The organism is Kaistella sp. SH40-3, assembly GCF_030686865.1.
In the GTDB taxonomy this organism is placed as follows: domain Bacteria; phylum Bacteroidota; class Bacteroidia; order Flavobacteriales; family Weeksellaceae; genus Kaistella.
In genome coordinates this window covers 259601-285232 of sequence record NZ_JAQYUS010000002.1, presented here as the reverse complement: position 1 = coordinate 285232, position 25632 = coordinate 259601, and the positions used below count along the sequence as shown (strand labels likewise).

Annotated in this window: 23 protein-coding genes; 15 read left to right on the top strand and 8 right to left on the bottom strand. The window is 35.0% G+C overall.

All coding sequences use genetic code 11. From position 1 onward, the window contains the following. The first annotated feature begins 29 nt into the window (after positions 1–29). From PUH65_RS05075 to PUH65_RS05035, 9 genes are all read left to right on the top strand, one after another. Positions 30–1235 (top strand): RsmB/NOP family class I SAM-dependent RNA methyltransferase, encoded by a 1206-nt coding sequence (locus PUH65_RS05075; RefSeq protein ID WP_305518709.1) that lies wholly within the window; start codon positions 30–32, stop codon positions 1233–1235. 308 nt (positions 1236–1543) lie between these two features. Beyond that, on the top strand, positions 1544–3136 hold the full coding sequence (locus PUH65_RS05070; RefSeq protein WP_305518708.1) for a GMC family oxidoreductase N-terminal domain-containing protein: 1593 nt from the start codon (positions 1544–1546) through the stop codon (positions 3134–3136). 219 nt (positions 3137–3355) lie between these two features. Further along, a complete protein-coding gene (gene asnB / locus PUH65_RS05065) occupies positions 3356–5026 on the top strand; it encodes an asparagine synthase B (RefSeq protein WP_305518707.1) in 1671 nt (556 codons plus the stop codon). A gap of 364 nt (positions 5027–5390) precedes the next feature. Beyond that, complete coding sequence (locus PUH65_RS05060) at positions 5391–5837, top strand: 6-carboxytetrahydropterin synthase (protein ID WP_305518706.1); 447 nt, start codon at positions 5391–5393, stop codon at positions 5835–5837. A 99-nt stretch (positions 5838–5936) separates the two neighbouring features. Further along, positions 5937–6701 carry a UDP-2,3-diacylglucosamine diphosphatase gene (locus PUH65_RS05055; RefSeq protein WP_305518705.1) on the top strand — a complete coding sequence of 255 codons (765 nt, stop codon included), beginning with the start codon at positions 5937–5939 and terminating at the stop codon, positions 6699–6701. Between the two features lie 93 nt (positions 6702–6794). Further along, the gene (gene uraH / locus PUH65_RS05050; RefSeq protein ID WP_305518704.1) at positions 6795–7208 is read left to right on the top strand and encodes a hydroxyisourate hydrolase; all 414 of its coding nucleotides are present in this window, start codon (positions 6795–6797) and stop codon (positions 7206–7208) included. Positions 7209–7298: 90 nt separating this feature from the next. Next, positions 7299–8339 (top strand): acyl transferase, encoded by a 1041-nt coding sequence (locus PUH65_RS05045; RefSeq protein ID WP_305518703.1) that lies wholly within the window; start codon positions 7299–7301, stop codon positions 8337–8339. 11 nt (positions 8340–8350) lie between these two features. Beyond that, the gene (locus PUH65_RS05040) at positions 8351–8890 is read left to right on the top strand and encodes a hypothetical protein (RefSeq protein WP_305518702.1); all 540 of its coding nucleotides are present in this window, start codon (positions 8351–8353) and stop codon (positions 8888–8890) included. Between the two features lie 84 nt (positions 8891–8974). Further along, the gene (locus PUH65_RS05035; RefSeq protein WP_305518700.1) at positions 8975–9721 is read left to right on the top strand and encodes a DUF4230 domain-containing protein; all 747 of its coding nucleotides are present in this window, start codon (positions 8975–8977) and stop codon (positions 9719–9721) included. A gap of 45 nt (positions 9722–9766) precedes the next feature. Here PUH65_RS05035 and PUH65_RS05030 read toward each other — a convergent pair whose 3' ends face one another. The 3 genes from PUH65_RS05030 to pfkA form a co-directional block, all read right to left on the bottom strand. Next, the gene (locus PUH65_RS05030) at positions 9767–10576 is read right to left on the bottom strand and encodes an oxygenase MpaB family protein (protein ID WP_370692019.1); all 810 of its coding nucleotides are present in this window, start codon (positions 10574–10576) and stop codon (positions 9767–9769) included. 684 nt (positions 10577–11260) lie between these two features. Further along, on the bottom strand, positions 11261–12265 hold the full coding sequence (gene gap, locus PUH65_RS05025; protein WP_305518698.1) for a type I glyceraldehyde-3-phosphate dehydrogenase: 1005 nt from the start codon (positions 12263–12265) through the stop codon (positions 11261–11263). 32 nt (positions 12266–12297) lie between these two features. Continuing rightward, a complete protein-coding gene (pfkA, locus tag PUH65_RS05020; RefSeq protein ID WP_305518697.1) occupies positions 12298–13284 on the bottom strand; it encodes a 6-phosphofructokinase in 987 nt (328 codons plus the stop codon). 164 nt (positions 13285–13448) lie between these two features. Between pfkA and PUH65_RS05015 the strand changes: the two genes are divergently transcribed. The 5 genes from PUH65_RS05015 (at position 13449) to PUH65_RS04995 (ending at position 21902) form a co-directional block, all read left to right on the top strand. After that, entirely contained in the window at positions 13449–13805 is a 357-nt protein-coding gene (locus tag PUH65_RS05015; RefSeq protein WP_305518696.1) for a hypothetical protein, read from the top strand. Positions 13806–13893: 88 nt separating this feature from the next. Next, on the top strand, positions 13894–16278 hold the full coding sequence (locus PUH65_RS05010) for a TonB-dependent receptor domain-containing protein (RefSeq protein WP_305518695.1): 2385 nt from the start codon (positions 13894–13896) through the stop codon (positions 16276–16278). A gap of 10 nt (positions 16279–16288) precedes the next feature. Beyond that, complete coding sequence (locus PUH65_RS05005) at positions 16289–16846, top strand: hypothetical protein (protein ID WP_305518694.1); 558 nt, start codon at positions 16289–16291, stop codon at positions 16844–16846. 127 nt (positions 16847–16973) lie between these two features. Beyond that, positions 16974–18308: a trigger factor gene (locus PUH65_RS05000; RefSeq protein WP_305518693.1), complete on the top strand. Its 1335-nt coding sequence runs from the start codon at positions 16974–16976 to the stop codon at positions 18306–18308. A 171-nt stretch (positions 18309–18479) separates the two neighbouring features. Then, positions 18480–21902, top strand: a complete 3423-nt coding sequence (locus PUH65_RS04995) for a pitrilysin family protein (protein WP_305518691.1) — start codon at positions 18480–18482, stop codon at positions 21900–21902. Between the two features lie 72 nt (positions 21903–21974). On the opposite strand, the gene PUH65_RS04990 is transcribed toward PUH65_RS04995, so the two are convergent. The 3 genes from PUH65_RS04990 to PUH65_RS04980 are packed head-to-tail and all read right to left on the bottom strand — an operon-like array spanning position 21975 to position 24143. Continuing rightward, the gene (locus PUH65_RS04990) at positions 21975–22619 is read right to left on the bottom strand and encodes an MgtC/SapB family protein (protein WP_305518689.1); all 645 of its coding nucleotides are present in this window, start codon (positions 22617–22619) and stop codon (positions 21975–21977) included. A 24-nt stretch (positions 22620–22643) separates the two neighbouring features. Next, a complete protein-coding gene (locus PUH65_RS04985; RefSeq protein ID WP_305518687.1) occupies positions 22644–23228 on the bottom strand; it encodes a DUF3109 family protein in 585 nt (194 codons plus the stop codon). A gap of 9 nt (positions 23229–23237) precedes the next feature. Next, positions 23238–24143 (bottom strand): DUF6427 family protein, encoded by a 906-nt coding sequence (locus PUH65_RS04980; protein ID WP_305518685.1) that lies wholly within the window; start codon positions 24141–24143, stop codon positions 23238–23240. A gap of 42 nt (positions 24144–24185) precedes the next feature. Between PUH65_RS04980 and PUH65_RS04975 the strand changes: the two genes are divergently transcribed. Then, the gene (locus PUH65_RS04975) at positions 24186–24422 is read left to right on the top strand and encodes a hypothetical protein (RefSeq protein ID WP_305518682.1); all 237 of its coding nucleotides are present in this window, start codon (positions 24186–24188) and stop codon (positions 24420–24422) included. 70 nt (positions 24423–24492) lie between these two features. Here PUH65_RS04975 and PUH65_RS04970 read toward each other — a convergent pair whose 3' ends face one another. Both PUH65_RS04970 and PUH65_RS04965 read right to left on the bottom strand, forming a co-directional pair. Beyond that, positions 24493–24927: a universal stress protein gene (locus PUH65_RS04970; protein ID WP_305518680.1), complete on the bottom strand. Its 435-nt coding sequence runs from the start codon at positions 24925–24927 to the stop codon at positions 24493–24495. A 58-nt stretch (positions 24928–24985) separates the two neighbouring features. Further along, on the bottom strand, positions 24986–25594 hold the full coding sequence (locus tag PUH65_RS04965; protein ID WP_305518677.1) for a fumarylacetoacetate hydrolase family protein: 609 nt from the start codon (positions 25592–25594) through the stop codon (positions 24986–24988). Positions 25595–25632: the final 38 nt, after the last annotated feature.

Sequence of the window (25632 nt, the reverse complement as noted above, 5' to 3'; positions counted from 1 at the left end):
GAGGCTGAATTTAATTTAAAACATCCTAAATGGAACTCATACACAGAAACTTACTCATCGGAATTCACGATGCTTTACAGGAAACATTTTTTGAAGATAGAAAGTACGCCGATAAGGTTATAGAAAGACTTTTAAAAGGTCACAAACAATGGGGCAGCGAAGACAGGAAAGTGGTTGCACAGATTTTTTATGATATCATTCGTTGGAAAAAACGCCTAGAATATTATATGGGTGAAGGTGTAAAACCGGCTAATATCTATAAATTAATATTAACGTATTGCCTTTGGACCAAAACACATTACAAAAAATTTGAAGAATTCGACGGTATTAAAAACGCCGAAATTATTAACAAACTAAAGAAAAATAACGTTCCTACCAAAGCGATTGAATACTCAATTCCAGATTGGTTGGCAGAGACTTTAGAAAAAGAACTCGGGCCAAGTTGGGAAAGAGAAATGGTGGCCTTGAACGAACAGGCACCTACAGTTCTTCGAGTAAATACTTTGAAAACAACTGCCAGAGAACTTGTTTCTGATTTACGGGACGAAGGTGTAGAAAGTTTCCAAATACCGAATTATCCCGACGCTGTGCAATTAGAGCAAAAGAAAAACGTCTTTTTAACTTCCGCTTTTAAAGATGGTTTGTTTGAGGTTCAAGATGCTTCTTCTCAAAAAATTGGTGAGTTGTTGGATGTAAAAGAAGGAATGCGTGTGGTCGATGTTTGTGCCGGAGCGGGTGGAAAAACCTTGCACTTAGCGGCTTTAATGAAAAACAAAGGTCAAATTATCGCGCTTGATATTTACGAATGGAAATTGGCAGAACTGAAACGTCGTGCTAAAAGAGCTGGCGCACACAATGTTGAAACAAGATATATTGAAGATAATAAAGTCATCAAAAGATTACACGAAAAAGCAGACCGTTTGTTGATCGACGCACCTTGTTCAGGTTTGGGGGTTTTGAAAAGAAATCCAGATTCTAAATGGAAAATCGATCAGGATTTCATCGACCGTATCAAAAAAGAGCAACAGCAGATCTTACAAGATTATGCAAAAATATTAAAGAAAGGTGGGAAAATGGTTTACGCTACCTGTTCAATTTTACCAAGTGAAAACAATGAGCAAGTCGCAACTTTCCTGAAAAATAATGAAGGGTATACTTTAATCAAAGAAGAGAAAGTAATGCCGAGTTCAGGATTCGACGGATTTTATATGGCGTTGATTAGTAGAAACGCATAATATAATTAGGAGCAACACGATTTTCAAATCTTTTGACAGTTCGGTCGCGCTTTCCGCTGTATCTTTTTTTCGTCGTTCCTCCTCAAAAAAGGATGCCGCTTCAATCGCGGCTAAAATAAAGAATAGTACTGCTTTTCACAATTTCAAATACAGATAGCGTTCCTACAGAACGCTATTTTTTTATATTCAACCTTCCAAAGTTATGTGGCGTTCCTGCGAGTATCAATTTTTTTCACAAATCTTATGTAAATCATCTTTATTTTACGCGTTGTTTCCAAATCTAGTATGGTTTTTGTTTAGTGATCATCATGAATCGCAAAGAATTTATTCAAACAAGTAGTTTAGGAATCGCTGCCTTTTTCTTTTTAGGATCAGGCAATTTATTTGGGAAAACACAAAACCCACTAGAAAATAAAGTCAATCAACCCACAGAAATCATTGACAAAGAAGTCGTCATCATCGGCTCCGGTTATGGAGGTTCGGTGGCGGCACTGCGTCTTTGTGAGAAAAATATCCCAGTAACTCTTCTGGAAATGGGCTTGGACTGGGAAAAGTCTGGGTTGAAATTTTCAGCAATGAGCAATCCGGGACATTCCGCTGCGTGGTTGAAAACAAAAAGTATCGCCCCATTTTTTAATCTATTTAGTTTAGAGAAATTTACAGGAGCGCTCGACCGTTTGGATTTTGAGCATATTAAGGTCTGGGTAGGTCGTGGAGTAGGTGGTGGTTCTTTGGTCAATGGCGGAATGGCTGTAACACCTAAAAAAGAATACTTTAAAGAAATATTTCCAACTTTAGATACCGAGAAATTCTATTCTCATTATTTTCCTTTAGCAAATGAAGAACTGAAAACAAATGTCGTTTCAGAAGATTTTCTGAAAGATTGTGATTTCTATAAATTTAATAGGGTCGGCGAACAGGAAGCACATAAAGCCGGTTTCAAAACAGTTCGTGTTCCCAACGTCTATGATTTTAAATACATGGAGAAGGAATACAAAAATGAAGTTCCACGCTCTGCTTTAGCTGGAGAAGTTATTTATGGAAATAACCATGGAAAAAATTCTCTAGATAAAACCTATTTGAAAAAAGCATCGGCTACTGGAAATTTAGAAATTCTGGAACTGCATCAAGTGAATCATATTTCTCAAAATTCAGATAAAAGTTATGCTATTGATATTTCGGTTATTAATACAAAAGGGGAAGAAATTCAACATAAAATTATCAACACTAAAAAATTAATTTTATCAGCGGGAACAATGGGTTCGCTGGAATTATTATTAAAATCAAAAGCAAAAACTCAATTTCCTATCGATGAAAATATCGGTAAAGAGTGGGGGAATAACGGGAATTTTATGACGGGAAGAAATTGGGTAAAAGCATTTTCGGGCGGAACGGGATTTCAGCAAGCTACCATTCCTGTCGGTGGGATCGATCATTGGGAAGATCAAAAACATCCATTTTTTGTAGAGATCGCTCCTTTGCCAATGGGCATGAATGTGGCAACTTCATTGTATTTAATGGTCAACAAATTGAAGAAATTTGGAGAAGTTAATTACGATACTGAATCTCAGAAATTACAAGTTGATTGGGATGAATCACACACGGCTCATATGAAAGACAATGCGAAATATTTTCTACGAACCATGAATAAAGCCAATGGCGGAACTCGTTCCCACATGTTGTTTCATAATGGTTTTGGTGCAGATGTTTGTTATCATCCGTTGGGTGGAATTGTTTTAGGAAAAGCCACCGATCAATTCGGAAGATTGAACGGTCATCAGAATTTATATGTGATTGATGGTTCTTTAATTCCAGGCACAATTGGAGTGAATCCTTTTGTTACGATTACGGCGATTGCGGAATATTGTATGGAACATTTGATTAAAGAAGATTTTGGTTAAAATAACTTCTCTTGTACAAAATTGTTAATTCCTCTAAAAAAATAAATTCCACTTTAACGGATCAAAACTTTGGTAAAACTTAAATTTTTCCTCTTTATAAATTAATATTAGTAATTAATTCGCTTTTGTTAATTTTTACTTTCTATTTATAAAGGTTTATAATATGTTTGCATTAGAATTTTAATCAATTATTATAAAAAACCTAACAACGATATAAAAATGTGTGGAATAGTATGCTTGTTTGACGCCAAACAAAAAACCGAAATCTTAAGACCTCAAGTTTTAGAAATGTCGAAAAAAGTCCGCCACCGTGGTCCGGATTGGAGTGGCGTTTTCCAAAATGAAAAGGTGATTTTTTCGCACGAAAGATTGGCAATTGTAGATCCGACTTCCGGGAAACAACCTTTGTTTTCAAAAGATAAAAAAATAGTTTTAGCCGTAAATGGGGAGATTTATAACCATAGAGAATTAAGAAAAGAATTTCCAGATTATGATTTTCAAACCGAATCTGATTGTGAAGTGATTATTCCTTTGTTTCAAAAATATGGGAAAACGTTTGTCGATAAATTAAACGGAATTTTCGCTTTTGCAATTTATGATATTGAAAATGATATTTATTTAGTTGCCAGAGATCATATGGGGATTTGTCCACTCTATCAAGGTTGGGATAAAAATGGAAGTTACTATGTCGCTTCAGAACTAAAAGCGCTGGAGGGAGTTTGCAAAAGCATCGAAACTTTTTTACCGGGACATTTCCTGTTCAGTCAAGATGGTTATAAAATGCAGCAATGGTACAAAAGAGATTGGGAAGATTACGACAATGTAAAAGACAATACAACTGATATTGACGTGTTGAGAAAAGCCATGGAAGATGCTGTACACCGCCAATTAATGAGCGATGTTCCTTATGGAGTATTACTTTCAGGTGGTTTGGATTCATCAATTATTTCTGCGCTTACTGCGAAATATGCCAGAAACAGAATTGAAAGTGGCGATACTCAAGAAGCCTGGTATCCGCGTTTGCACAGTTTTGCAATTGGTTTAGAAGGAAGTCCGGATTTGATTGCTGCTAAAAAAGCCGCTGATCATATCGGGTCGATTCACCACGAAGTTCATTTCACTATACAGGAAGGTTTAGATGCTGTTCGCGACGTAATTTATCATTTGGAAACCTATGATGTTACTACTATTCGCGCTTCCACGCCGATGTATTTATTGGCGAGAGTCATTAAATCAATGGGAATAAAAATGGTTCTTTCCGGCGAAGGAAGTGATGAGATTTTTGGAGGATATTTGTATTTCCATAAAGCACCAACTGCGAAAGATTTTCATGAAGAGAATGTTCGTAAACTGGGAAAACTTCATTTATATGATTGTTTGCGAGCCAACAAAGCCTTGATGAGTTGGGGAATTGAAGGTCGTGTTCCGTTTTTAGATAAAGAATTTATCGATGTTGCGATGCGCATTAATCCGAAAGATAAAATGGTTGGAGCGCATGAACCAAGAATTGAGAAATGGATTTTAAGAAAAGCCTTTGAGGATATTTTACCAGCCAATATTACTTGGCGTCAAAAAGAACAGTTCTCTGATGGTGTTGGTTATTCCTGGATTGATTCTTTAAAAGAAGTTGCCGAAAATGAAGTAACGGATGAAATGATGACGAATGCGAAATTCCGTTTTCCATTAAATACGCCACAGAATAAAGAGGAATACCGTTACCGCACTATTTTCGAAGGACATTTTCCAAGTGAAACTGCGGCTGCAACTGTTCCCTCAGTTCCCTCGGTGGCTTGTTCTACGCCAATTGCTTTGGAATGGGATGAGGCCTTTAAAAACGCCAACGATCCAAGTGGAAGAGCAGTGCTTTCTGTTCACGAAGATTCTTATTAGAAGAGCCAAAGAAAGAGAAAATACAACCAAGGATAAATAACGAATGATAAAGGTAATTGTCTAAATTTCTTTTAATCCGCAAAAGAGGCAAAAGTTTTACTTAAAAATAAATAGTTCAAGAGTTTGTAATAGCGCTAAAATAAAAATTTTACCATTTTGTATTCTTCTGAAATTTTTTTTTAATTTGTCTTTTACTTTTGCGGTTTAAAAGAATTCGTATTTGAGTTTTTTAACTATTAATAAAAAAATAGGTCATTTTTTTAATTTTTAAATTCTGCGATTTAGGTCGTAGAATTTTTTTTGTCATTATTCAATAATTTTTTAATCCCTGATATAAAGATTAAACTTTCTTTATCTTTGCAAAATGATACGCATTACAAAAATTTTCACGTTCGAAACTGCACACGTTCTCTATAATTACGATGGCAAATGCAAGAATATGCATGGACATTCTTATAAACTTTTCGTTTCTGTAAAAGGAAATCCAATCAATGATTTAGACGATCCAAAAAACGGAATGGTCGTGGATTTTGGGGATATTAAAAAAATTGTAAAGTCAGAAATTATTAATGTTTGGGATCATGCCGTAATGTTGAACGGAACTTCACCACACAAACAATTAGGTGAAGATTTAGAAAATCAAGGGCATAAAGTAATTTACTGTGATTATCAACCGACTTGCGAAAATATGCTTTACGATATTGCAAATAAGATAAAAAAACAACTTCCAGAAACGGTTTCCTTGGCTTATCTTAAACTGCACGAAACCGAAAATTCTTATGGAGAATGGTTTGCTGAAGACCAAATTTAATTTGAAATGAGAAAATCAATTCATTGATAATAGTATTTAAATTAAGATAAGTAACCTTCCAACCTTCAATCTATAAACTTGCAACCCGAAACCTGTAGCATGAAAATCAATTTAGAATCAAATAAAAAAGTCTATTTCGCTTCCGATCAGCATTTTGGTGCACCAACACCAAAGGAAAGTAAGATTCGGGAAGAAAAATTCATCCGTTGGCTTGATGAAATAAAAACCGATGCACAGGTTTTGTTTTTGATGGGAGATTTATTTGATTTTTGGCACGAGTGGAATCATGTTATTCCAAAAGGTTACGTTCGTGTTTTAGGGAAATTGGCAGAATTAAAAGATTCCGGAATCGAACTCTTTATGTTTGTCGGAAATCATGATTTGTGGATGAAAAATTATTTCGAAGAAGAAATCGGTTGTAAAGTTTATTTTGACAAACAGTACTTCGAGATCAACGGAAAGAACTTTCTGCTCGCACATGGCGATGGTTTGGGACCTGGTGACAATGGATATAAAAGAATGAAAAAACTCTTTACCAATCCAGTTGCACAGTGGGCTTTCAAATGGTTGCATCCTGATATAGCCATGAAAATTGCCATCTATTTTTCTACCAAAAATAAAATGATTTCTGGAGAAGAAGACAAAGCGTTTTTGGGAGAAGACAAAGAATTTTTAATCATTTATTCTAAAGAAAAACTCAAAACTGAAAAGATAGATTATTTCGTTTACGGTCATAGACACTTACCAATGGTTTTGGATTTGGAAAACGGAAAAGCCAAGTACATCAACCTCGGTGACTGGATTTCTTACTTTACTTATGGTGAATTCGGTACTGATTTTGAACTGAAAACTTTTGAAAAGTAAAATATTTCGGAACGATTGTTGACCAAGAGAATCGCCGTGAAAATGTTAGGATTTTCGGCAAAATAACTTTTAATAATTATCTAAATTTTCATCATGAAAAATTCATTTATTGCGCTTTTCTTTGTGCTTATCTCCGCTTTTAGTTTCGGACAGAAAAAAGAAGTTACTTACCAATTATCGAGTCATATTTTAGATGTTTCAAAAGGAATGCCGGCTGCAGGAGTTACCATTAAACTGGAAAAATTTAATGACGCTAAAAAAATCTGGACTGCTGTTGAAGAAAAGGTAACCGACAAAAACGGGCGAGTTCCTGATTTTTTACCGAATGACCAATCAAACCTGGGAATTTACAAACTGACGTATTATACCAGCGAGTATTTCAAAAAAATGAACACTGAAAGTTTTTATCCTTGGGTTGAAGTGGTTTTCCAAATTACAAATGCGGATCATTACCACGTCCCAATCACTCTTTCTGCATACGGTTACTCGACTTATAGAGGAAACTAAAATTTTTCTTTAATTAAAATTAATGAGCGGAATTCAACTATAAATTTTGAATTCCGCTTTTCTTTTTTGACTTTTGTGCTTTCAAAACCAATGATTAATATTTTCAACATCCAGACCGAAGAAGAATTCCAGCAGAAATGTCTGGAAACTTTTCGATATCAATATCATAACAACGAGGTTTACAAGAAGTTTGTCGACTATTTAAACATTAATCCAGATGAAATTCAGGAAGTTGAAAAGATTCCTTTTCTGCCAATTGAGATGTTTAAAAATCATAAACTTTTAGATAAAAACAAAAATGCAGATCTGTTTTTTCAAAGTTCAGGAACCACTCATATAAATCTTTCTAAACATTGGATTGCTGATGAAAAGTTGTATCAGGAAAGTATTGAGAAAAGTTTCGAGCAGTTTATCGGAAAGCCTGAAGATTATGTTTTCCTTGGACTATTGCCAAGTTATCTCGAAAAACAAAATTCATCTTTAATCTATATGGTTGATTTTCTGATGAAGAAATCGGGGAAACCTGAAAATGGATATTTCTTGTATAATCATCAAGATTTGTTTGAATTGTTAAAGAAACTTTCCAACGACAATAAAAAAGTAATTCTTTTCGGAGTTTCTTTTGCGCTGTTAGATTTTCTGGACTTTTGTCAGCCTAATCTTGTGGAAGGATCTTTTCAATTGACAAACGATTTCACCATCATCGAAACGGGGGGAATGAAAGGTCGTAAGCAAGAAATGACGAAAGACGAATTGTTGGCCATTTTTCATAAAGGCTTTGGAACAGATAAAATTTATTCAGAATATTCGATGACCGAATTGCTTTCTCAAGCGTATTCTTTAGGTCAAAATATTTATGAAAGTCCAAACTGGATGCGGATTCTCATTAGAAATACCGAAGATCCCTTTTCGTACGTTGAAGCCGGACGAAATGGTGCTATTAATATTATCGATTTAGCAAACCGTCATTCCTGTAGTTTTATTGCGACGCAGGATTTAGGCAAAATTTTGACAGATTTTGAAATTCCTCACTTCATTCAGAGAGAAAGTGAAATGATGTCAAATCAATTTCAAGTTTTAGGAAGAATCGATCATTCTGATATTCGCGGTTGCAGTTTATTGGTTTCTTAATTTTAAATTTCATGTTGAAAGTAGAAGAACTGACCTATAATTATATTTCTCAATTTTGTGACTTTGAGAAAGATTTAGTGTTGACGAATCACTTTCATTCTGATTGGGAAGCCGATATTTTAATTATTAATGAAGAGGGTTTCAGTCATGAATTAGAAATTAAATTCTCTAAAGCCGACTTTAAAAATGATTTTAAAAAGCAATATCAAAATCAGAAAACCAAAGAAAAATTTTTGAAACACGATAAGATTTCCTCTGGAGATTATCCTTGTAATCAGTTTAGTTTCCTTTTACCACAGGGAATGATTGAGGCAGAGGCTATTCCGGAACATTGCGGGATTATCGAATTTTACCACAATCCAGATTCCTGGATAACCACTTTTACGGAAATCAGAAAACCTAAAAAAGTTCATGACGATTCTTTCTGGAAGTTTTTTGACAAAGATTTGATGCTGAAAATTATGGCTCGAAATCTCTACTATAAAAAGTTAGAAGTCAAAGGGAAATTTGAAGAATTAATTCTACCGCCGAAGTTTATTTTAAGGAAATAGAAATTGAAAACGGGTCTATAATTCGGTGATATTTAGAGTTTCAATATTTTTTGAAAATTCCTACCTTTACCTAAACTCAACATTATGAATTTTAAAAAATATAAAATTATTTTCTGGGCTTTAGGAATTGCGATTGTCGGTTTTCTTGTTTTTTTTCTTTATCAAATGACCCAAAGCGAATCGATCAATTCCATGATGACTTTGTTGATGTTGTTATTAGGTTTGATCCTCGGTGGAATTATTGCATTTCTTGCTTCTAATAAATGGAGTTCGTCGCCACCAGTTATTACTGAAAGTTCGCACACCATTGCAGAAAGCATGAGAAAGGTTTTCAAAGTAGTTTCTGCAGAAGGTCATTTTAATGAAATTTATAATTATGAAGAAACGACTAAACTTTTTAATTTTATTCCCTCCAAAAAGAAAGCATTGGTCATCATTCAGGCCAAAGTTCTGGTGGGTTATGATTTTGAAAAGTTTAAGTGGGAAGTCGATGAACAGAAGAGAAGCGTGAAGTTATTAAATTTTCCTGCACCAGAAATACTGTCTACTGAAACCGACTATAAATATTACAATATCGAAGAGCAGTTTTTCAATCTTTTCAGTAAAGATGATCTGGCAAAAATTCAACAGAACGGAAAACAACAAGTAATCGAAGCGGCGAAGAAATCCCATCTTCCGGAAGTGGCGGCAGAACAAATGCGAACTTTGCTCACCGAACTTTTATCGGGAAAAAACTTCTTTCTGGAAAATGCCAATGTAATTTCGGAAACTAAAAATCAAATTCAATACACCCCGCTCAATATTAAAGAGGTTTCTTCTACAAAAATCTAAATTTTTAATAATAGTTTGGCAAAAACCCTAGAACATTAATTTTTATTAGTAATGAAAATCTTTCGGTGTATGTTTAATGTAATCCGCTAAAACTTTGATTTGATGGTCATTTCCCATTTCCACCAGTTTTTGATATTTCGCAGCATTCCTTAAGTAAATTTTCTGAGCGATTTTATTTCCTTTAAAAACGATTTTTGGGAAAATTCGGAAAGCCTTCGCTGGTTTTGGAATTTCCAGGCGCTTATTTATTTCTTCATCCAATAAAAACCAATTCATACTTTGATGAAGATTTTTCAACAGTTTTCGTTGAAAGAAATGTTTGTAAATAGTATTTTCTAAATTTTCATTGAGCAATGCTTTTGCTAATTGAACGGAATCGTCATCACCTTTATCCTGAATCGTGGTCCACCAATAAAACTGTTCTACAGCTTGCTGTCGATTATCGGGTAAATAGTCAGCCGGAATTCCCAGCAGATAACCAATATATTTCCAAAGGTGAAATAATCCTTTTTCTTCCTCATTTGAAATGAGAATTCCTAATTTTTTTAAACCTTGCATAAATACCAATGAGAAACCCGTATATGTTGCGATCATATCCCAGGAATTAATGGGGTCGCCCCAATTTTCATACTCCCAGTGTTCTGTTTTTTCTTTAATTTTTAAACGAGCGTAAGAATGCATTAATCTTGTTCTCACAATTAACTGATAGGCTTCTGAGTTGATTACTAGAGCATTTTCTCTGGTAACATTAACCCAGAATTCCAAAGTGTCTTTTAATCGTTTTACCGCGCCTTTTTTTAAAGCTTCCGTGAAGATTAAAGGTTTGCTGATGTAAGCGAAATCGTAACCGCCCATCAAAGTGAAATCACGTAAAATCATTAAACCATTTGCGCCGGTTCTCATGCAGAATCTCGCGCCTTTATTCGCTAAGTTTTCATCGAACCATTCAGGAGTTTTCTGTAATTGAAGAAATAGTTTTTTGACATTTTCGGGAGCATCATCATTTTCAGAAATTGGTTGTGTTGAATATTTTTGAATCAATGAACTCGCATCTTTGTATTTGAGTTTCAGATAAGTTTCTTTCACCACTTCATCTCCCAGTTCATCGACTTGATGATAGAGTGGAATGTAATTTTGAAAAGTCTGAAAGTCTGGTTTTATTTCTGCCCAATCCAGCAGTTCTTTTCCGTTTCCTTTTTCCCAGAAATTTTTGAAATGAGTGGCGTTTTGGAATTTTGGTGTCATAGTTTTTTATGGAATAGTTTTTAACGCAAAATGACGCAAAGATTTTTCCACATCATCCTTCTGAAATTACGAGCGCAAAGGCGTTTCACTTAGCAAAGAGAAAATAATATTTTTTATAATTTAAATGCGTTTTAACTTTATTAAGATACGGATTTCTTTTATCAATTTTTAAACCAATTTTCTTATAATAACTGCCTTGCTGGAAAAGCAAGGCGAGGGGATTGGCCAAATGATTTTATAAAAAAAACCTCCCGAAATTCGAGAGGTTTAGTATTTTCATTACTGAAGTTCTGACTATAGAGAAGCAGAATGTACCAATAAATCGGCTAATTTGTTAGAGTATCCCATTTCGTTGTCATACCAAGAAACGATTTTCACGAATTGTGGAGACAGCATGATTCCAGCGTCTTTATCGAATACTGAAGTTCTTTTTTCGCCCACGAAATCCTGAGAAACTACTGCATCTTCAGTGTAACCTAAAATTCCTTTTAATTCTCCTTCTGAAGCTGCTTTCATTGCTGCACAGATTTCTTCGTAAGAAGTTGGTTTTTCTAATCTTACGGTTAAGTCAACTACAGAAACGTCTGCTGTTGGTACTCTGAAAGACATTCCGGTTAGTTTTCCGTTCAAAGCAGGAATTACTTTTCCTACTGCTTTTGCAGCACCTGTAGAAGATGGGATGATGTTGTTCAAAGCAGAACGTCCACCTCTCCAATCTTTCATTGATGGTCCGTCAACTGTTTTTTGAGTCGCAGTAGTTGCGTGAACAGTCGTCATTAAACCTTCAACAATTCCAAAGTTGTCATGCATTACTTTTGCAATCGGCGCCAAACAGTTGGTTGTACAAGAAGCGTTAGAGAAAATTTTGATATCGTCTGTCAATTCTTTGTGGTTCACACCCATTACAAACATTGGCGTGTCATCTTTTGATGGAGCAGAAAGAACTACTTTTTTCGCACCCGCGTTGATGTGCGCTTGAGCAGCTTCTTTTGAAAGGAATAAACCTGTAGATTCTACGATGTAATCTGCACCTACTTCATTCCATTTTAAGTTATTAGGATCTCTCTCAGCAGTTACTCTGATTCTTTTTCCGTTTACGATAAGGTCATTTCCTTCAACAGAAACTTCACCTTTAAATTCACCGTGTACAGAATCATACTTTAGCATATACGCCATGTATTCGGCATTGATAAGGTCGTTGATTCCAACTACTTGGATGTTTTCTCTTTCGGCCATTGCTCTGAAAACAAGACGACCAATTCTACCGAATCCGTTGATTCCTACTTTGATTGTTGACATAATTTTTATTTTAAAATTAGATTTGTTGTTAATTATATTGCCAAGATTTCTGAAATTTTCAGTAAATCCTGATCGACTTCATTGTGTTTTTTTACGGCTTCTTCAATTGGTGTGTAAACCATTCTGTTTGATTGCATCCCGACCATTACATTGGTTTTGTTGTCCATTAAACCGATAACGGCTCCGTATCCTAATCTGCTTGCCAGTACTCGGTCGGCACAACTTGGTGAGCCTCCTCGCTGAATGTGGCCTAATACGGCAACGCGAATATCATAACTTGGGAAACCATTTTGAGTGGCTTTGGCGATATCGTAAATACTGCCCAGTTTTTCACCTTCAGCAACCACCACAATACTCGAGGCTTTTCCAGCTTTTTCTGCTCTTTCAAAAGTGGCAAAAAGTTCGTCGATGCTGTCTTTCTTTTCTGGAATTAAAATACCGATTGCACCCGTTGCCAATCCACTGTTTAATGCGATGAAACCTGCATCACGTCCCATAACTTCAACAAAAAATATTCTGTTATGTGAAGTGGCAGTATCTCTGATTTTGTCGATGGCCTCCATGGCAGTATTCAAAGCCGTATCGTAACCAATGGTATTATCGGTACCGAAAATATCGTTGTCAATAGTTCCGGGAACACCAATTACGTGGATTCCGAATTCTTCGCAGAAAATTTTTGCTCCTTTGAAAGTTCCGTCTCCACCGATACAAACCATTCCGTCGATCCCGTGTTTCTGACAATTTTCAAAAGCCTTTTTTCTTCCTGCTGCTGTTTTAAATTCTAATGAACGGGCAGACTTCAAAATCGTACCGCCTTCAGTAATAATGTTTTTCACAGAACGAGGTCCCATTTTGGTAAAATCGTTATTGATTAAACCATTAAAACCTTCTCTTACTCCGTAACATTCTATCTTGTAGTGACTTGCAGTTCTCACAACCGCTCTTAAGGCGGCGTTCATTCCGGGTGCATCTCCACCTGAAGTTAGAACCACAATCTTTTTCACTGCGCTTTCTTTCATAGTTAAAAATTTCAGCACAAAATTACGAAATCTCTATCAATTATGTAAGTCTTTGTGATATGAGTTTTAACCATAATTTAAATTTTGATTTATTTCATTTTTTCATTATTTAATTTTTATCTTCCTGGATGATTGTTTTGTTTTAAAAATCTTAAATTTGCAAAATGTTGAGAAATAGAAAGAGTCAGAAATTTTTAGCATCGCTGTTTACAGTGGTCTATCTTTTCGTGGCGTTATTTTCTCAAAGTTTTCACAATCATGGAAGCGGTGAAGTCTTCAAAGATTTTCATTTTACCAAATCCGATAAAACTTTTACAACTTCTTCTGAAGTTGCACATTATGCAGATTGTCTTTCCTGTCATATTTTACATGAAGGAAAATATATCACTGCTCAGGAGTTTTTCTTTAAAGCAATTTCGGTTGAAGAATTTCAATTAGAAATTGGTGAGGCAGAAAGAGTCTTCAAGCCACTTTCCCTCTTCAATTTTCAGTTGCGCGGTCCGCCGGCATTCTTCATTTAATTACAGATTTTTTTTTCGAAATGAATACTAAAAAATTGATAATCAGTTTTTTAATGATTCATGTTTTTTTATTCTTAACTCAATTTAAATGAAATTTACTTTAAATATCATCGCAATCTTGTTTGGATTGCTATTCGCTAATGCGCAAACTACTTTTACAGTCAAAGGAAAAGTGATCGATTATCACGACAAAACGCCTTTGAAGAGCACAAAAATTACGATCGGAACTACAACTCAGGTTTCAGATTCTAAAGGGAACTTTACCTTTAAAACTGTAGAAAAAGGAAATTATACGCTTGTCGCTAATCACCCTGATTGTGACCCGATTACGGAAAATCTTACCGTTAATAAAGATATTGAGATTACGCTTCAATTGGAACATCATGTTGCAGATATTGAAACAATTACGCTTCATGGAACTCATAAAAACGTGAATTCATTGATTGTAAAATCTTTAGACCGAACAGATATCGACCGAAATTCAACAGAGAATTTAGGAAATATTTTGTCCTCGATTTCGGGTGTTGGTGCTTTGAAAACGGGAAATAATATTGCGAAACCGATTATTCATGGGCTTTACGGAAGCCGAGTTCCGATCATTAATAATGGGGTGAAAATGGCGGAACAGGAATGGGGTGTTGAACATGCACCGAATATTGATGTGAACCAGTTTGAACACGTCGATGTGATTAAAGGCGCATCTGCCTTAAAGTACGGAAGTGATGCAATTGGTGGAGTCGTAGTTTTAGAACCTGCCGTTTATAAAAGAAAAGATACGATTCAGGGAAGTGCAAATCTTTCTGGGATTTCTAATGGAAAAGGAGTTGGACTTGGAATTAATTTATTGAAAACCTGGGAAAATGGCTGGGTGATAAAAACAACTGGTGGATTTAAAAAATTAGGTGATTTGAAAACGCCGAATTATAATTTAATGAATACCGGTTTGCAGAATAATTCTTTTGGATTGACGGTTCAGCATAATACTTTCTTACAGGGAATCTCCTTTGATTACAGCGTTACCAATCAAGAAATTGGAATTTACAGAGGTTCTGATTTAGGGAATTTAGAAGATTTTTATAAAGCCTTAACTTCTGATATTCCAATTTATGAAAGAGATTTTTCTTATTCGATTGATAATCCAAAACAAGATGTTCAACATCATATTGCCAAGATTTCTGCTTTTAAAAGATTTGAAAATCTAGGAAAGGTTTCTGTTGATTATAACGTTCAATACAATCACAGAAAGGAATATGATGTGAGAAGAGGTGAATTGGCGCAAGTTCCGTCTTTGGATTTGGAATTATATACGAATCAATTCAACATCAATGATTTTATCGAGCGACAACACTGGAGTTTAGAAACCGGAATCGATTTGAAATACCAGTTTAATTATTCTACGCCAGAAACGATGGCGAGAAGATTGGTTCCAAATTATGATCAATATGCCGGCGGTGTTTATTCTGTTTTTAAATATAAGTTGACTCCAAAATTTACTGCAGAAGCAGGATTAAGATATGATGTGACGAAATATGAAGTCAAAAAATGGTATGATTTAAGTGATTGGGAAAATTTGTACGCAGATGATTTTTCGCAATATTATGTGGAAACTGATGGAAATCGTGTTTTCACCAAACCGAATTTGACGTACAAGAATTTATCTTTTAACGCAGGTTTAGATTATCAACCTTCCAAGAATTTTGATGTGAAACTGAATTATGCGAAAGTGGGAAGAACGCCAAATGTAGCAGAACTTTTTGCTGATGGATTGCATCATTCCGCTGCGATTATTGAAGTTGGAAATATGGGAATTAAGAATGAAGACGGAAATCAATTCAATTTAAATGTCGATGGAAAACTGAATGTTTTAGATGGATTAAGAGTTACCGTAAATCCTTATTTATTCATTACTAAAAACTTCATCACTGAAATTCCGACTGGAATTCAAAATACAATTCGCGGGGTTTTCCCAGTTTGGTCATATAAACAAATTGATGCGAGAATGTACGGTTTAGATGTTGATGCACAGTTGAAACTGAATAATCATTTTGAATATCATGGAAATTTCTCTTACATCAATGGTGAAGATCAAACCAACGATCAACCTTTAATAATGATGGTGCCGACGAATTTTGCCAACAGTTTAGAATTCAAAAATGAGCAGTGGAAAAATTTCTATTTCAAAGTTCAGCAACAAACTTTCTTGCATCAAAAGAGATTTCCAGTTTATAATCCAACCATTAATATTTTCGAAAATGGAGTAGAGGTCGAAAAGACTTTAGATCTTTCTACGCCTCCGCCGACTTATACGTTGTGGAGCATACAAACTGGTTTCGACTTTAATAAATACTTTTCTGCAGGTTTAAATGTGACTAATCTTTTTGATACCAATTACAAAGATTACCTGAACAGAATGCGTTATTTCTCTTATGAAATGGGCCGTAATATTATTTTCAATATTAAATATAACTTCTAAAATTTTAAAAATGAAATCATTAATTAAACTAAAATATATCATCCTTTTATTTATAACCGTTTTTGCAGTAAGTTGCAGCCGCGCTGATGAAGATGATGACGTGCTTTCCCAGGAAGATATTTCTAACATTATTCTCAATGTAAAAGATGATGCAACCGGAATTACAACCACTTATAATTACACGGTAAATTCTACCACAAATCCAGACATTAAATTGACGGACGGAAAAACCTACACCGTAAATGCAGTTTTCCTCAATGGAAATGAAGACGAAACAGAAAGCATCAAAGAAGCCAAGGATGAACATTTCTTATTATTTGATTTTCAGAATTCCAATATTGGTTTAGAGAGAATCGATGATGAATCTTCTACGAATAGTGATGGAATTAAAATTGGCTTAAAAACTAAATGGACCGTAAATAAAGCCAAGGACGGCGTAAATCCGCAATTGGTTTTAACGGTAATTCACGATCCGGTATCGGTTAAAGTAGGCGAACCTGGAAAAGAATTCGGTTCTGTAATCGGTGGCGAAACCGATGCGATGGCGACTTATTCAATTTCTAACTAAAAGACTTTAAATCAAAATAAAGGGTGGAAAATTTCCATCCTTTATGTTTAAGGAAAAGAAAATTTTTCCTTTTTAATTAATCAAAAAAAATTCCTATTTTTGCAACCTAAATTTTCAATACATTAAAATGAACGTTACAGCGACCAAACACGATGAAGTAAGTGCGTTACTTACCATTACATTAGATAAGTCAGATTATAAAGATAAAGTTGAAAAACAATTGCACCACTACGCAAAAAATGCACAAGTTCCTGGATTTAGAAAAGGAAAAGTGCCATTGAGCATGGTGAGAAAGCAATATGAAGCGGGAATCGCTTTTGAAGAAATCAATAAACAAGTATCTGAAGCATTGAACGGTTATGTCAATGACAATAAATTAAGATTGGTAGGTCAGCCGGTTCCACAACCAGTTGAAGAATTAGATCATAATGCGGAACAACTTTCTGTAGCGTTTGAAGTTGGTTTCGAACCAGAATTCACTATTGATTTAGCGAAATACGAAGCGCCTCATTTTAAAGTAGAAGCATCTGACAAAGAAATAAATCAGAGCATCGAAAACATGCAGAAGCGTTTCGCAGAGCAAGAACCACAAGATACAATTGGTAAAGATTCTACCGTTGCTTTAGAAATCAGTCAAGTGATTGAAGAAGGAGCAGAAGGGGAACACAACCACGCACCAAAAAACATCACTGTAGATGCTGCTAAAAAAGATGCTTTCAAATTGGTGAAGTCTTTGGCAAAAGACGAATCTGTAAAAGTTTCTAAAGCAGATTTAGAGAAAAACGAAGAATTGGCAAAAGAATTAGGTTTCAGCACAGAAGAAGTTGAGCATTTACACCACGACCAAATCGAGGTTAAAGTAAAAGATTTCTTTAAATTGAACTTAGCGGAATTAAACCAAGAATTGTTTGATAAAGTTTACGGTGAAGGAACTGTTTCTTCCGAAGAAGAACTAAAAGCGAAAGTGAAAAGTGAATTAGATGAGTATTTTCAACAAAATGCTGACATTCATTTCGTAAATAAAGTGTTGGCTCAAATCAATGAAAAAGAAGAAGTTCAACTTCCTGAGACTTTCTTGGTTAAATGGTTAATGTTCAGCAATGCGCAAATTACCTCTGAAGAGCAGGCAAAAGAAATTTTAGAAGCAGAAAAAAATCAGTTAAAATATCAAATCCTTGAAGGAAAATTGATGAATGACAACGAGATTACTTTAGACTACGCTGATGTTTTAGGACAAGCAGAACAGTTGGTAAGAAATCAATTAGCAATGTACGGTATTCACCATTTACCAGATGAAGAAGTACAGAAATATGCTGCCGATATGTTGAAAGACCAAGAGCAGGTTCGTCAGATTTCTTCTGAAGTTGGAATGGCGAAATTGAAAGACGTTATCTTGGAAAAAGCAACTAAAAAAGAAACCAAAATTTCTCACGATGAGTTTTTGGAAGAATTGAAAAAGTAATTTTTCTTTAATAAATATAGAATCCGTTTCGTTCATTCGAAACGGATTTTTTTGTCATGTATTTAGATTTTTCTTACGCAGAAAGGCGAATTTCATCTTTATTATTTTTTATAAGTTGTAACCTTTTAATAAAATTGGCGACTATTTAAGTACAGTTTATCAAAAATATATATGAAGAAATTTATTTTATCGTTCTCCGTCTTTTGCATGACACTGGGAACAACATTCGCGCAAAACATTCCCGTAGATCCTGCCGTAAGGACAGGAACACTAGCAAATGGAATGAAGTATTACATCAAAAAAAATACGAAACCAGAAAAGAAAGTCGAATTTCGACTGGCGATCAACGTGGGTTCTATTTTAGAAGATGATAATCAGAGAGGTCTTGCTCACTTTATGGAGCACATGAACTTTAACGGGACAAAAAATTTCCCGGATAACAAATTGGTGGATTTTCTACAATCCATCGGGGTTAAATTTGGTCAGCATTTAAATGCCTACACCAGTTTTGATGAGACGGTTTATATGTTGCCAGTACCTTTAGATAAACCAGGAAATCTTGATTCAGGACTGAAAGTGATGGAAGACTGGGCTTTTAACGCCACCTTAAGCGATAAAGAAATCAACAAAGAAAGAGGCGTAGTTTTAGAAGAACTAAGAATCGGTTTAGGTCCAGACAAAAGAATGATGGATCAGTATTTACCGAAATATTTATACAAATCTCATTACGCCGACCGCTTGCCGATCGGTAAAAAAGAAATTTTAGAGAATTTCAAACCCGACGTTATCAGACAATTCCACAAAGATTGGTACCGTCCGAACTTGATGGCTTTGGTAGTTGTTGGAGACATTAATGTTGATGAGGTTGAAAAGAAAATTAAAGCCAACTTTAGTTCGTATAAAAATCCAACCAATGAAAGACCAAGGCAGAGTTTCGATTTACCAAATCACAAAGAAACTTTGGTTGCGATTGAAAGCGATCCAGATGCTACGAATTCTACGGTGCAGTTTATTATGAAAGATGCTGGCAAAGCAGAACCAGATGTAACTGTTCCACAGTACAATCAAAGTATTGTAAAAAACCTTGCAGCGACCATGATCAATAACCGTTTGATGGAAATGGTGAATTCTAATAATCCACCTTTCACTTACGGTGTAGTTTACCATGGTGGAACTTATGCAAGAGGAAAAGAGGCATTCCAGGGAATGGCTTTAACAAAAGACGGAAAACAATTAGATGGATTGAAAGTTCTTTTAGAAGAAGTTGAAAGAGCCAGCAAATTTGGATTTACGCCGGTGGAATTGGAAAGAGCAAAATCACAGTTGCTTTCTAACTTGGAAAAATCTTACAATAACCGTGATAAAACGGAAAGTGCTATGTTAGTTGGCGAATATGTGAACAGTTTTTTAGAGCAAGAACCAATTCCGGGAATTGCTTGGGAATATAATCAGACTAAAAGTTTTTTACCTTCTGTAAAATTAGATGAAGTAAATACTGTTGTTAAAGGTTATGTGAAAGATGACAGCCGCGTTATTGTAATTACAGGTCCGAAAAAAGAGGGATTAGTTCAGCCAACAGAAAGCCAGGTTTTAAAAGTATTAGACGAAGTAAAATTGGCCAAACTAACCCCGTATGAAGAGAAAGCAAACATCGAAAGTTTGTTGAAACCCTTTAAATCAAATGGTAAAATTGTAAAAACTGAAACGGATTCAAAATTAGGAACCACGACTTTAACCCTAAGCAACGGAGTAAAAGTTACCTATAAGAAAACAGATTTCAAGGAAGATGAAATTGTATTTACAGCAAGAAGTTTGGGTGGAAGTTCATTGGCTTCTGATGCAGATTTTGTAAAAACTCAATTCGTGTTTCCAGCTTTAGCAGAAGCAGGTGTAAATGGATACTCTAAAACAGAGATCACCAATTATCTGGCAGGAAAACAAGTGAGCGTTTCACCGTTCATCGGGAATTTAACCGAAGGTGTGAATGGTAAAACAACTGCAAAAGATCTGGGAACTGCAATGGAATTAATTTATTCTTATTTTACGGGTTTAAATAATGATCCAGCGTCTTTCAACGCGTACAAAGAAAAACAGTCTGCCATGACCGCGAACCTTTTGTCTAATCCACAGTTTTATTTTTCTAATGAATATTCCAAATTCTTACAACAGAAAAATCCAAGATTTACGAATGTAGTTCCGTTAACGGAAGATTGGGAAAAAGCAGATTATAAGAAAGCGTACGAGATTTATAAAGAAAGATTTGCAAACGCCGGAAACTTCCATTTCTATTTTGTAGGAAATCTGGATGAAAATAAATTGAAAGAATATGCAACCCAATATTTAGCAAGCCTTCCCTCAACTGGAAAAACGACTTCTTTTAAAGACAACGGATATCGTACTACAAAAGGGACTTTTAATAAAGTTTATAAAAAAGGAAAAGATCCGAAAAGTTTGGTGGTAATCAGTTATTCTGGTGAAGCGCCTTACAGTGAAAAAGACGATTTAGCATTAAGTGCTTTAGGCGAAGTAGCAACCATTAAAGTAATTGAAAAACTGAGAGAAGAAGAAAGTGGAATTTACGGTGGTGGCGCCAGAGGCGGAATGAGCAAAGTTCCTTACGGAATGTATCAGTTCAGTCTTCAGTTTCCATGTGGACCAGAGAATGTGGATAAACTCACGAAAAGTGCTATCGCTGAACTTCAGAAATTTATCGATAAAGGTCCGGAACAAAAAGATCTAGATAAGTTTAAAGAAGGAGAATTAAACGATGACAGAACGAACTTAAAAGATAATTCTTACTGGTTATCTAATATTTCAAATTACCAGTTAGAAGGTGGTGACCGTTATGAAATCTTAAATTACGAAACGAAATTAAAAGCGCTGACGGTTAAAGATCTTCAAAATGTTGCGAAGAAATATTTATCGAAAGATAGAATCTTGGCGACCTTAATGCCAGAAGATGGTTGGGAAGCCAATGTGAAAAAAGAAGAAACTACCGCTACTGCACCGGCTGCAGTTTCGCCTCAACAGGTGATCGATAATTACATTGCTGCTTTGGGTGGAAAGGCTAAACTAGAAGCCGTAAAATCCATTAAGTCAAATTCTACAATGAGCATGAGCGGAATGGAAATTAAAACGACGGAGAAGAAAATGGGTAACAAATCCAAAGCAACTCAAAGTGTGATGGGACAAGAATCCGTGACTGTTTTTGATGGCGAAAAAGGATACGTAATGCAAGGAGGCCAAAAAATGGATCTTCCAGCTGCTGCAACTGATAAAATGAAAACAGCAAAATTGTTCAATGCTTTATCCATGAATGCTGCAGATTATACTGCGGTTACCAAAGGATCAGTAGATGGTAAAGAAGTTTTTGTTTTGGAAGGAAAAGACGGCAAATCATATTTCGATATGAGTTCTGGATTATTACTTAAATCTACCACACCGCAAGGTGATATGACCATCACAGAATACATGACCGTTGATGGAATAAAGGTTCCGAAAACCATGAAGATTTCTGCAATGGGACAAAATATCGATATGACGGTAACTGAATTCGTTTTGAACAAAGATGTTTCAGAGGCTGACTTTAAATAAGATAAAATAGTTACAAAAGAAAATCCGTCTCGTTAATTCGAGACGGATTTTTTTATTTTAAAAGGGAGTAATCTAATAACTAAACGATACAATGTTTTCATTGTTGATGAGGTAAGATTCCATTGTTTCAATTTGTTGATTGTTGATGTGAAGGTCGAGCGTTACCAATAAAAACTCATCCTCTCTTTCTAATGCAATTTCATAAGCCACTTTTGAAATTTGTTTAATATCACTAATGATCGATTTTTTTTGATCCACAGATGATACGGGAATTTTAAATTTCAAAATCTTATTGTGATGATAAGAAACAAATTGACTGGTGAAAAATTTTGCAACATAAATCACGATTAAAGCACAAATTAGAAAGGTAAAAGCAATATAAATTTCACCAAATCCAATTGACATTCCAATCGCAGCAGCAATCCAGATAATTCCGGCAGTAGTTAAACCATAGACACTGAATCCTTCTTTAAAAATAACGCCAGCACCCAGAAAACCGATTCCGCTCACGATATAAGAAGCAACTCTTGTGGGATCACCGTTACCGGCTAATTTATAAGAGATGATGGAAAACAGTGTTGAACCCAAACAGATAATCGTAATGGTTTTTAAACCCGCAGATTTGTCTTTCATTTCTCGTTCTAATCCCAGAATTAATCCGGCAATTAATGAAATGAAGGCTTTATAAATATCTAAAAGTTCAAAATGTTCTTGCATTTTTATTTTAAAGGTATAAATTTTCTACGAACCGTACTCTGCTTTCCATTCATCAGCCGCATCACATAATGTTTGGTACCATTCTTCACCATATTTTCTAATGAGTGGAGTTTTTACAAATTTATAGATTGGGACTTTTAATTCTCTTCCCAATGTGCAGGCATCACTACAGATTTCCCATTTGTGATAATTAAGTGCGGTGAAGGTTCTGTATTCATCAACACGGATAGGATAGAGGTGGCAAGAAATCGGTTTTTGCCAATCCACAGCACCATCTTCATAGGCTTTTTCGATTCCACATTTTGTAATTCCTTTATCATCAAAAATTACATAAGCACATTCTCTACCTTCCACCATTGGCGTCACGTAATCATTATCGCTCGGATCCAAAACCCAGGTTCCCTGTTCTTCGATGGCTTTTACACCTTCCGGCCTTAGGTAAGGTTTAATTTGATCGAAAATCCTGTCGAGTATCAATGTCTCGTTTTTATCTAATGGAGCACCTACATCGCCTTCTACGCAGCAAGCGCCTTTGCATTTGCTCAGGTTACATACAAATTCTTCAGAAAATATATCCTCAGAAATTAATTTATCGTCAATTTGAATCATGTTGTATTATTAAAAGAAATTAAAATAAGTAGTAAGTTTAAAGATAAGAAGGGAAATAATTATGACCCATAAACCAGTTTCCTGCATCCAGTATTTTTTAGTGAAACGCAGCATTCTGCTTAAAATGATAGAAGCAGGTAAAGCCAGTAAAAGTAAATATTCAAAAGTATTTCCCATATAAAGAACAATGGTAATTAGTTGTGCTAAAGAGAAAACAAGTAAGAACGTATATTTAAATCTGCTGGTCGGACTTTTTTTATTAAAGTTCCTGAAATGGTCCATCACAGCATGCAGCAATAAAATAACAATTGGACTTAACCATAAGAGATTATCAAAATGGGATTGCGGTTTAAATCCAGTAAAAGGGAAATAAGCGGGATTCCAAGAATTCATTCCCAGAAAATAGGCAATTCCAAAGTAGGTGAGAGCCACGAGTAACATTCCGAAAAATAAGCGGAAAAAGTGAAGCCCAATCCGGTCAGATGTTCCGATAATATGAAACATAACGAAAATCGATATCGGCCAGGTAGTCGGAAGAAAAATAAAATTTAAGGCCAGAATTGAGCCGACGAGCATATAGGAGAAATTGCGAACAGAAATATTGTCATTCGTTAATAACAGGACAATAATCGAATTGGTGAAGAGTGAAACCGCAATTCCGATATCCAGATCACCCGGATATAAGGCGAAAACAAAGACCGTATATAAAAATAGGGGTAAATGAGTTTGATAAGTCAGCCCAATTGCATTAAAACAGAAATATCCCAAGGCAACTCCTGCAAAAGTTATTATGGCAGAAATTATTTCTAAAGTATTGAAGTCTAAGAAGTTAAAACTAATTACAATTAAAAGAAGAATCCCAATATAAGCGGGAACTGAAAATATATTGCTTTCTTTAGAAAGTAATCGAAACATTTTTTATAAATTTGTGCAAAGTTAATTTAAAAAAGGAAAAAAATGACGTCTTTCTTCTTATTCTTAAGCAGTGTGTTTAAATGGTCTTTCGGTTTCTTCGATTTCGCAGGAAATGTTGCAAACTGGATTTTATTCTTTGCTGGAACCATTATTTTTTGCTACTGGTGCTATGTACTTGTTACCACTTTAGGAGGTAACAAAGACAAAGAATATTTTTCACCTACAGAAGGTCATCATCCTTATTACGACCCAAAAATCCACAGAAAAGAAAGTAAATAATTGATATCCGATTTACAATAAAAATCCCGAAATTTTTTGAATTTCGGGATTTCTTTTATTTATTTTAAACTTAATGAATTGGAATTACCAATACCGGAATTGGTGAACGGCGTGTGAGTTCTTTAGTTAAACTACCCACAAAGACATCATACATATTGCTTCTTCCGTGGGAACCCATTACAATGTAGCCCGCAGTTCTGTCTTTGGCATATTCCAAAATAATGTCCCCTGCTACTCCTTGTTTTAAAAGGTGTTCACAATCAACACCTTCGGCAAGAATTCTTTGTTCCAAACTGTTTAAGTGTAGAAGTTCTTGCTTGATTTCATTTTGCTCCACCTCTGGAAAATACTGAAATCCCATATCACCAATTGCAAATCCTATATCAGAAGGTGCCACGTGAATAAGACAAATTTTTCCGTTGGTTTCTTTTGCGAATTTTATCGCGCCCTCAACTAATTTTTCTGTCGCTTCTGAAAAATCTACAGGTAAAATAATGTTTATCATGATCTTAAATTTTGTACTATAAAGTTACAAATATTTACCGACATTCTCAAGGGAACTCCTACTGAATTCGCAAATCAAATACTTTTTGTTTTTCTAAAAATGCTTCCAAAATATCATTTTCAGAAACTTTGCCAACGCCTTTTGGAGTTCCAGTAAAAATTAAATCGCCAACTTTCAACGTAAAGTATTGAGAAACAAATGCGATGATTTTTTCCGGTGAGAATATCATTAATGAAGTATTTCCGTTTTGAACTTCCTCTTTATTTTTTAATAATGAAAAGTTCAGGTTTTTCATGTCGAAATCCTCTTTTTTATAGAAATCAGAAACGACGGCGCTTCCATCAAATGCTTTCGACAATTCCCAAGGAAGTCCTTTTGCTTTCAATTGACTTTGTAGATCTCTAGCGGTAAAATCAATTCCTAAACCGATTTCGTCATAATGTTTATCGGCGTTTTCTTCTTGAATGTATTTTCCTCCTTTTGAAATTTTCATTACGACTTCTAATTCGTAATGAACGTCATCAGAAAATTCTGGAATATAAAAATCGCTTCCTTTTTTTAAAACTGCCGTATCTGGTTTCATAAAGATAACGGGACTTTCTGGGATTTCATTTCCAAGTTCCTGAGCGTGTTCTGCGTAATTTCTGCCGATGCAAATGATTTTCATTGTGATTTTATATAAAATTTCGTGATTTTTGACTGGAA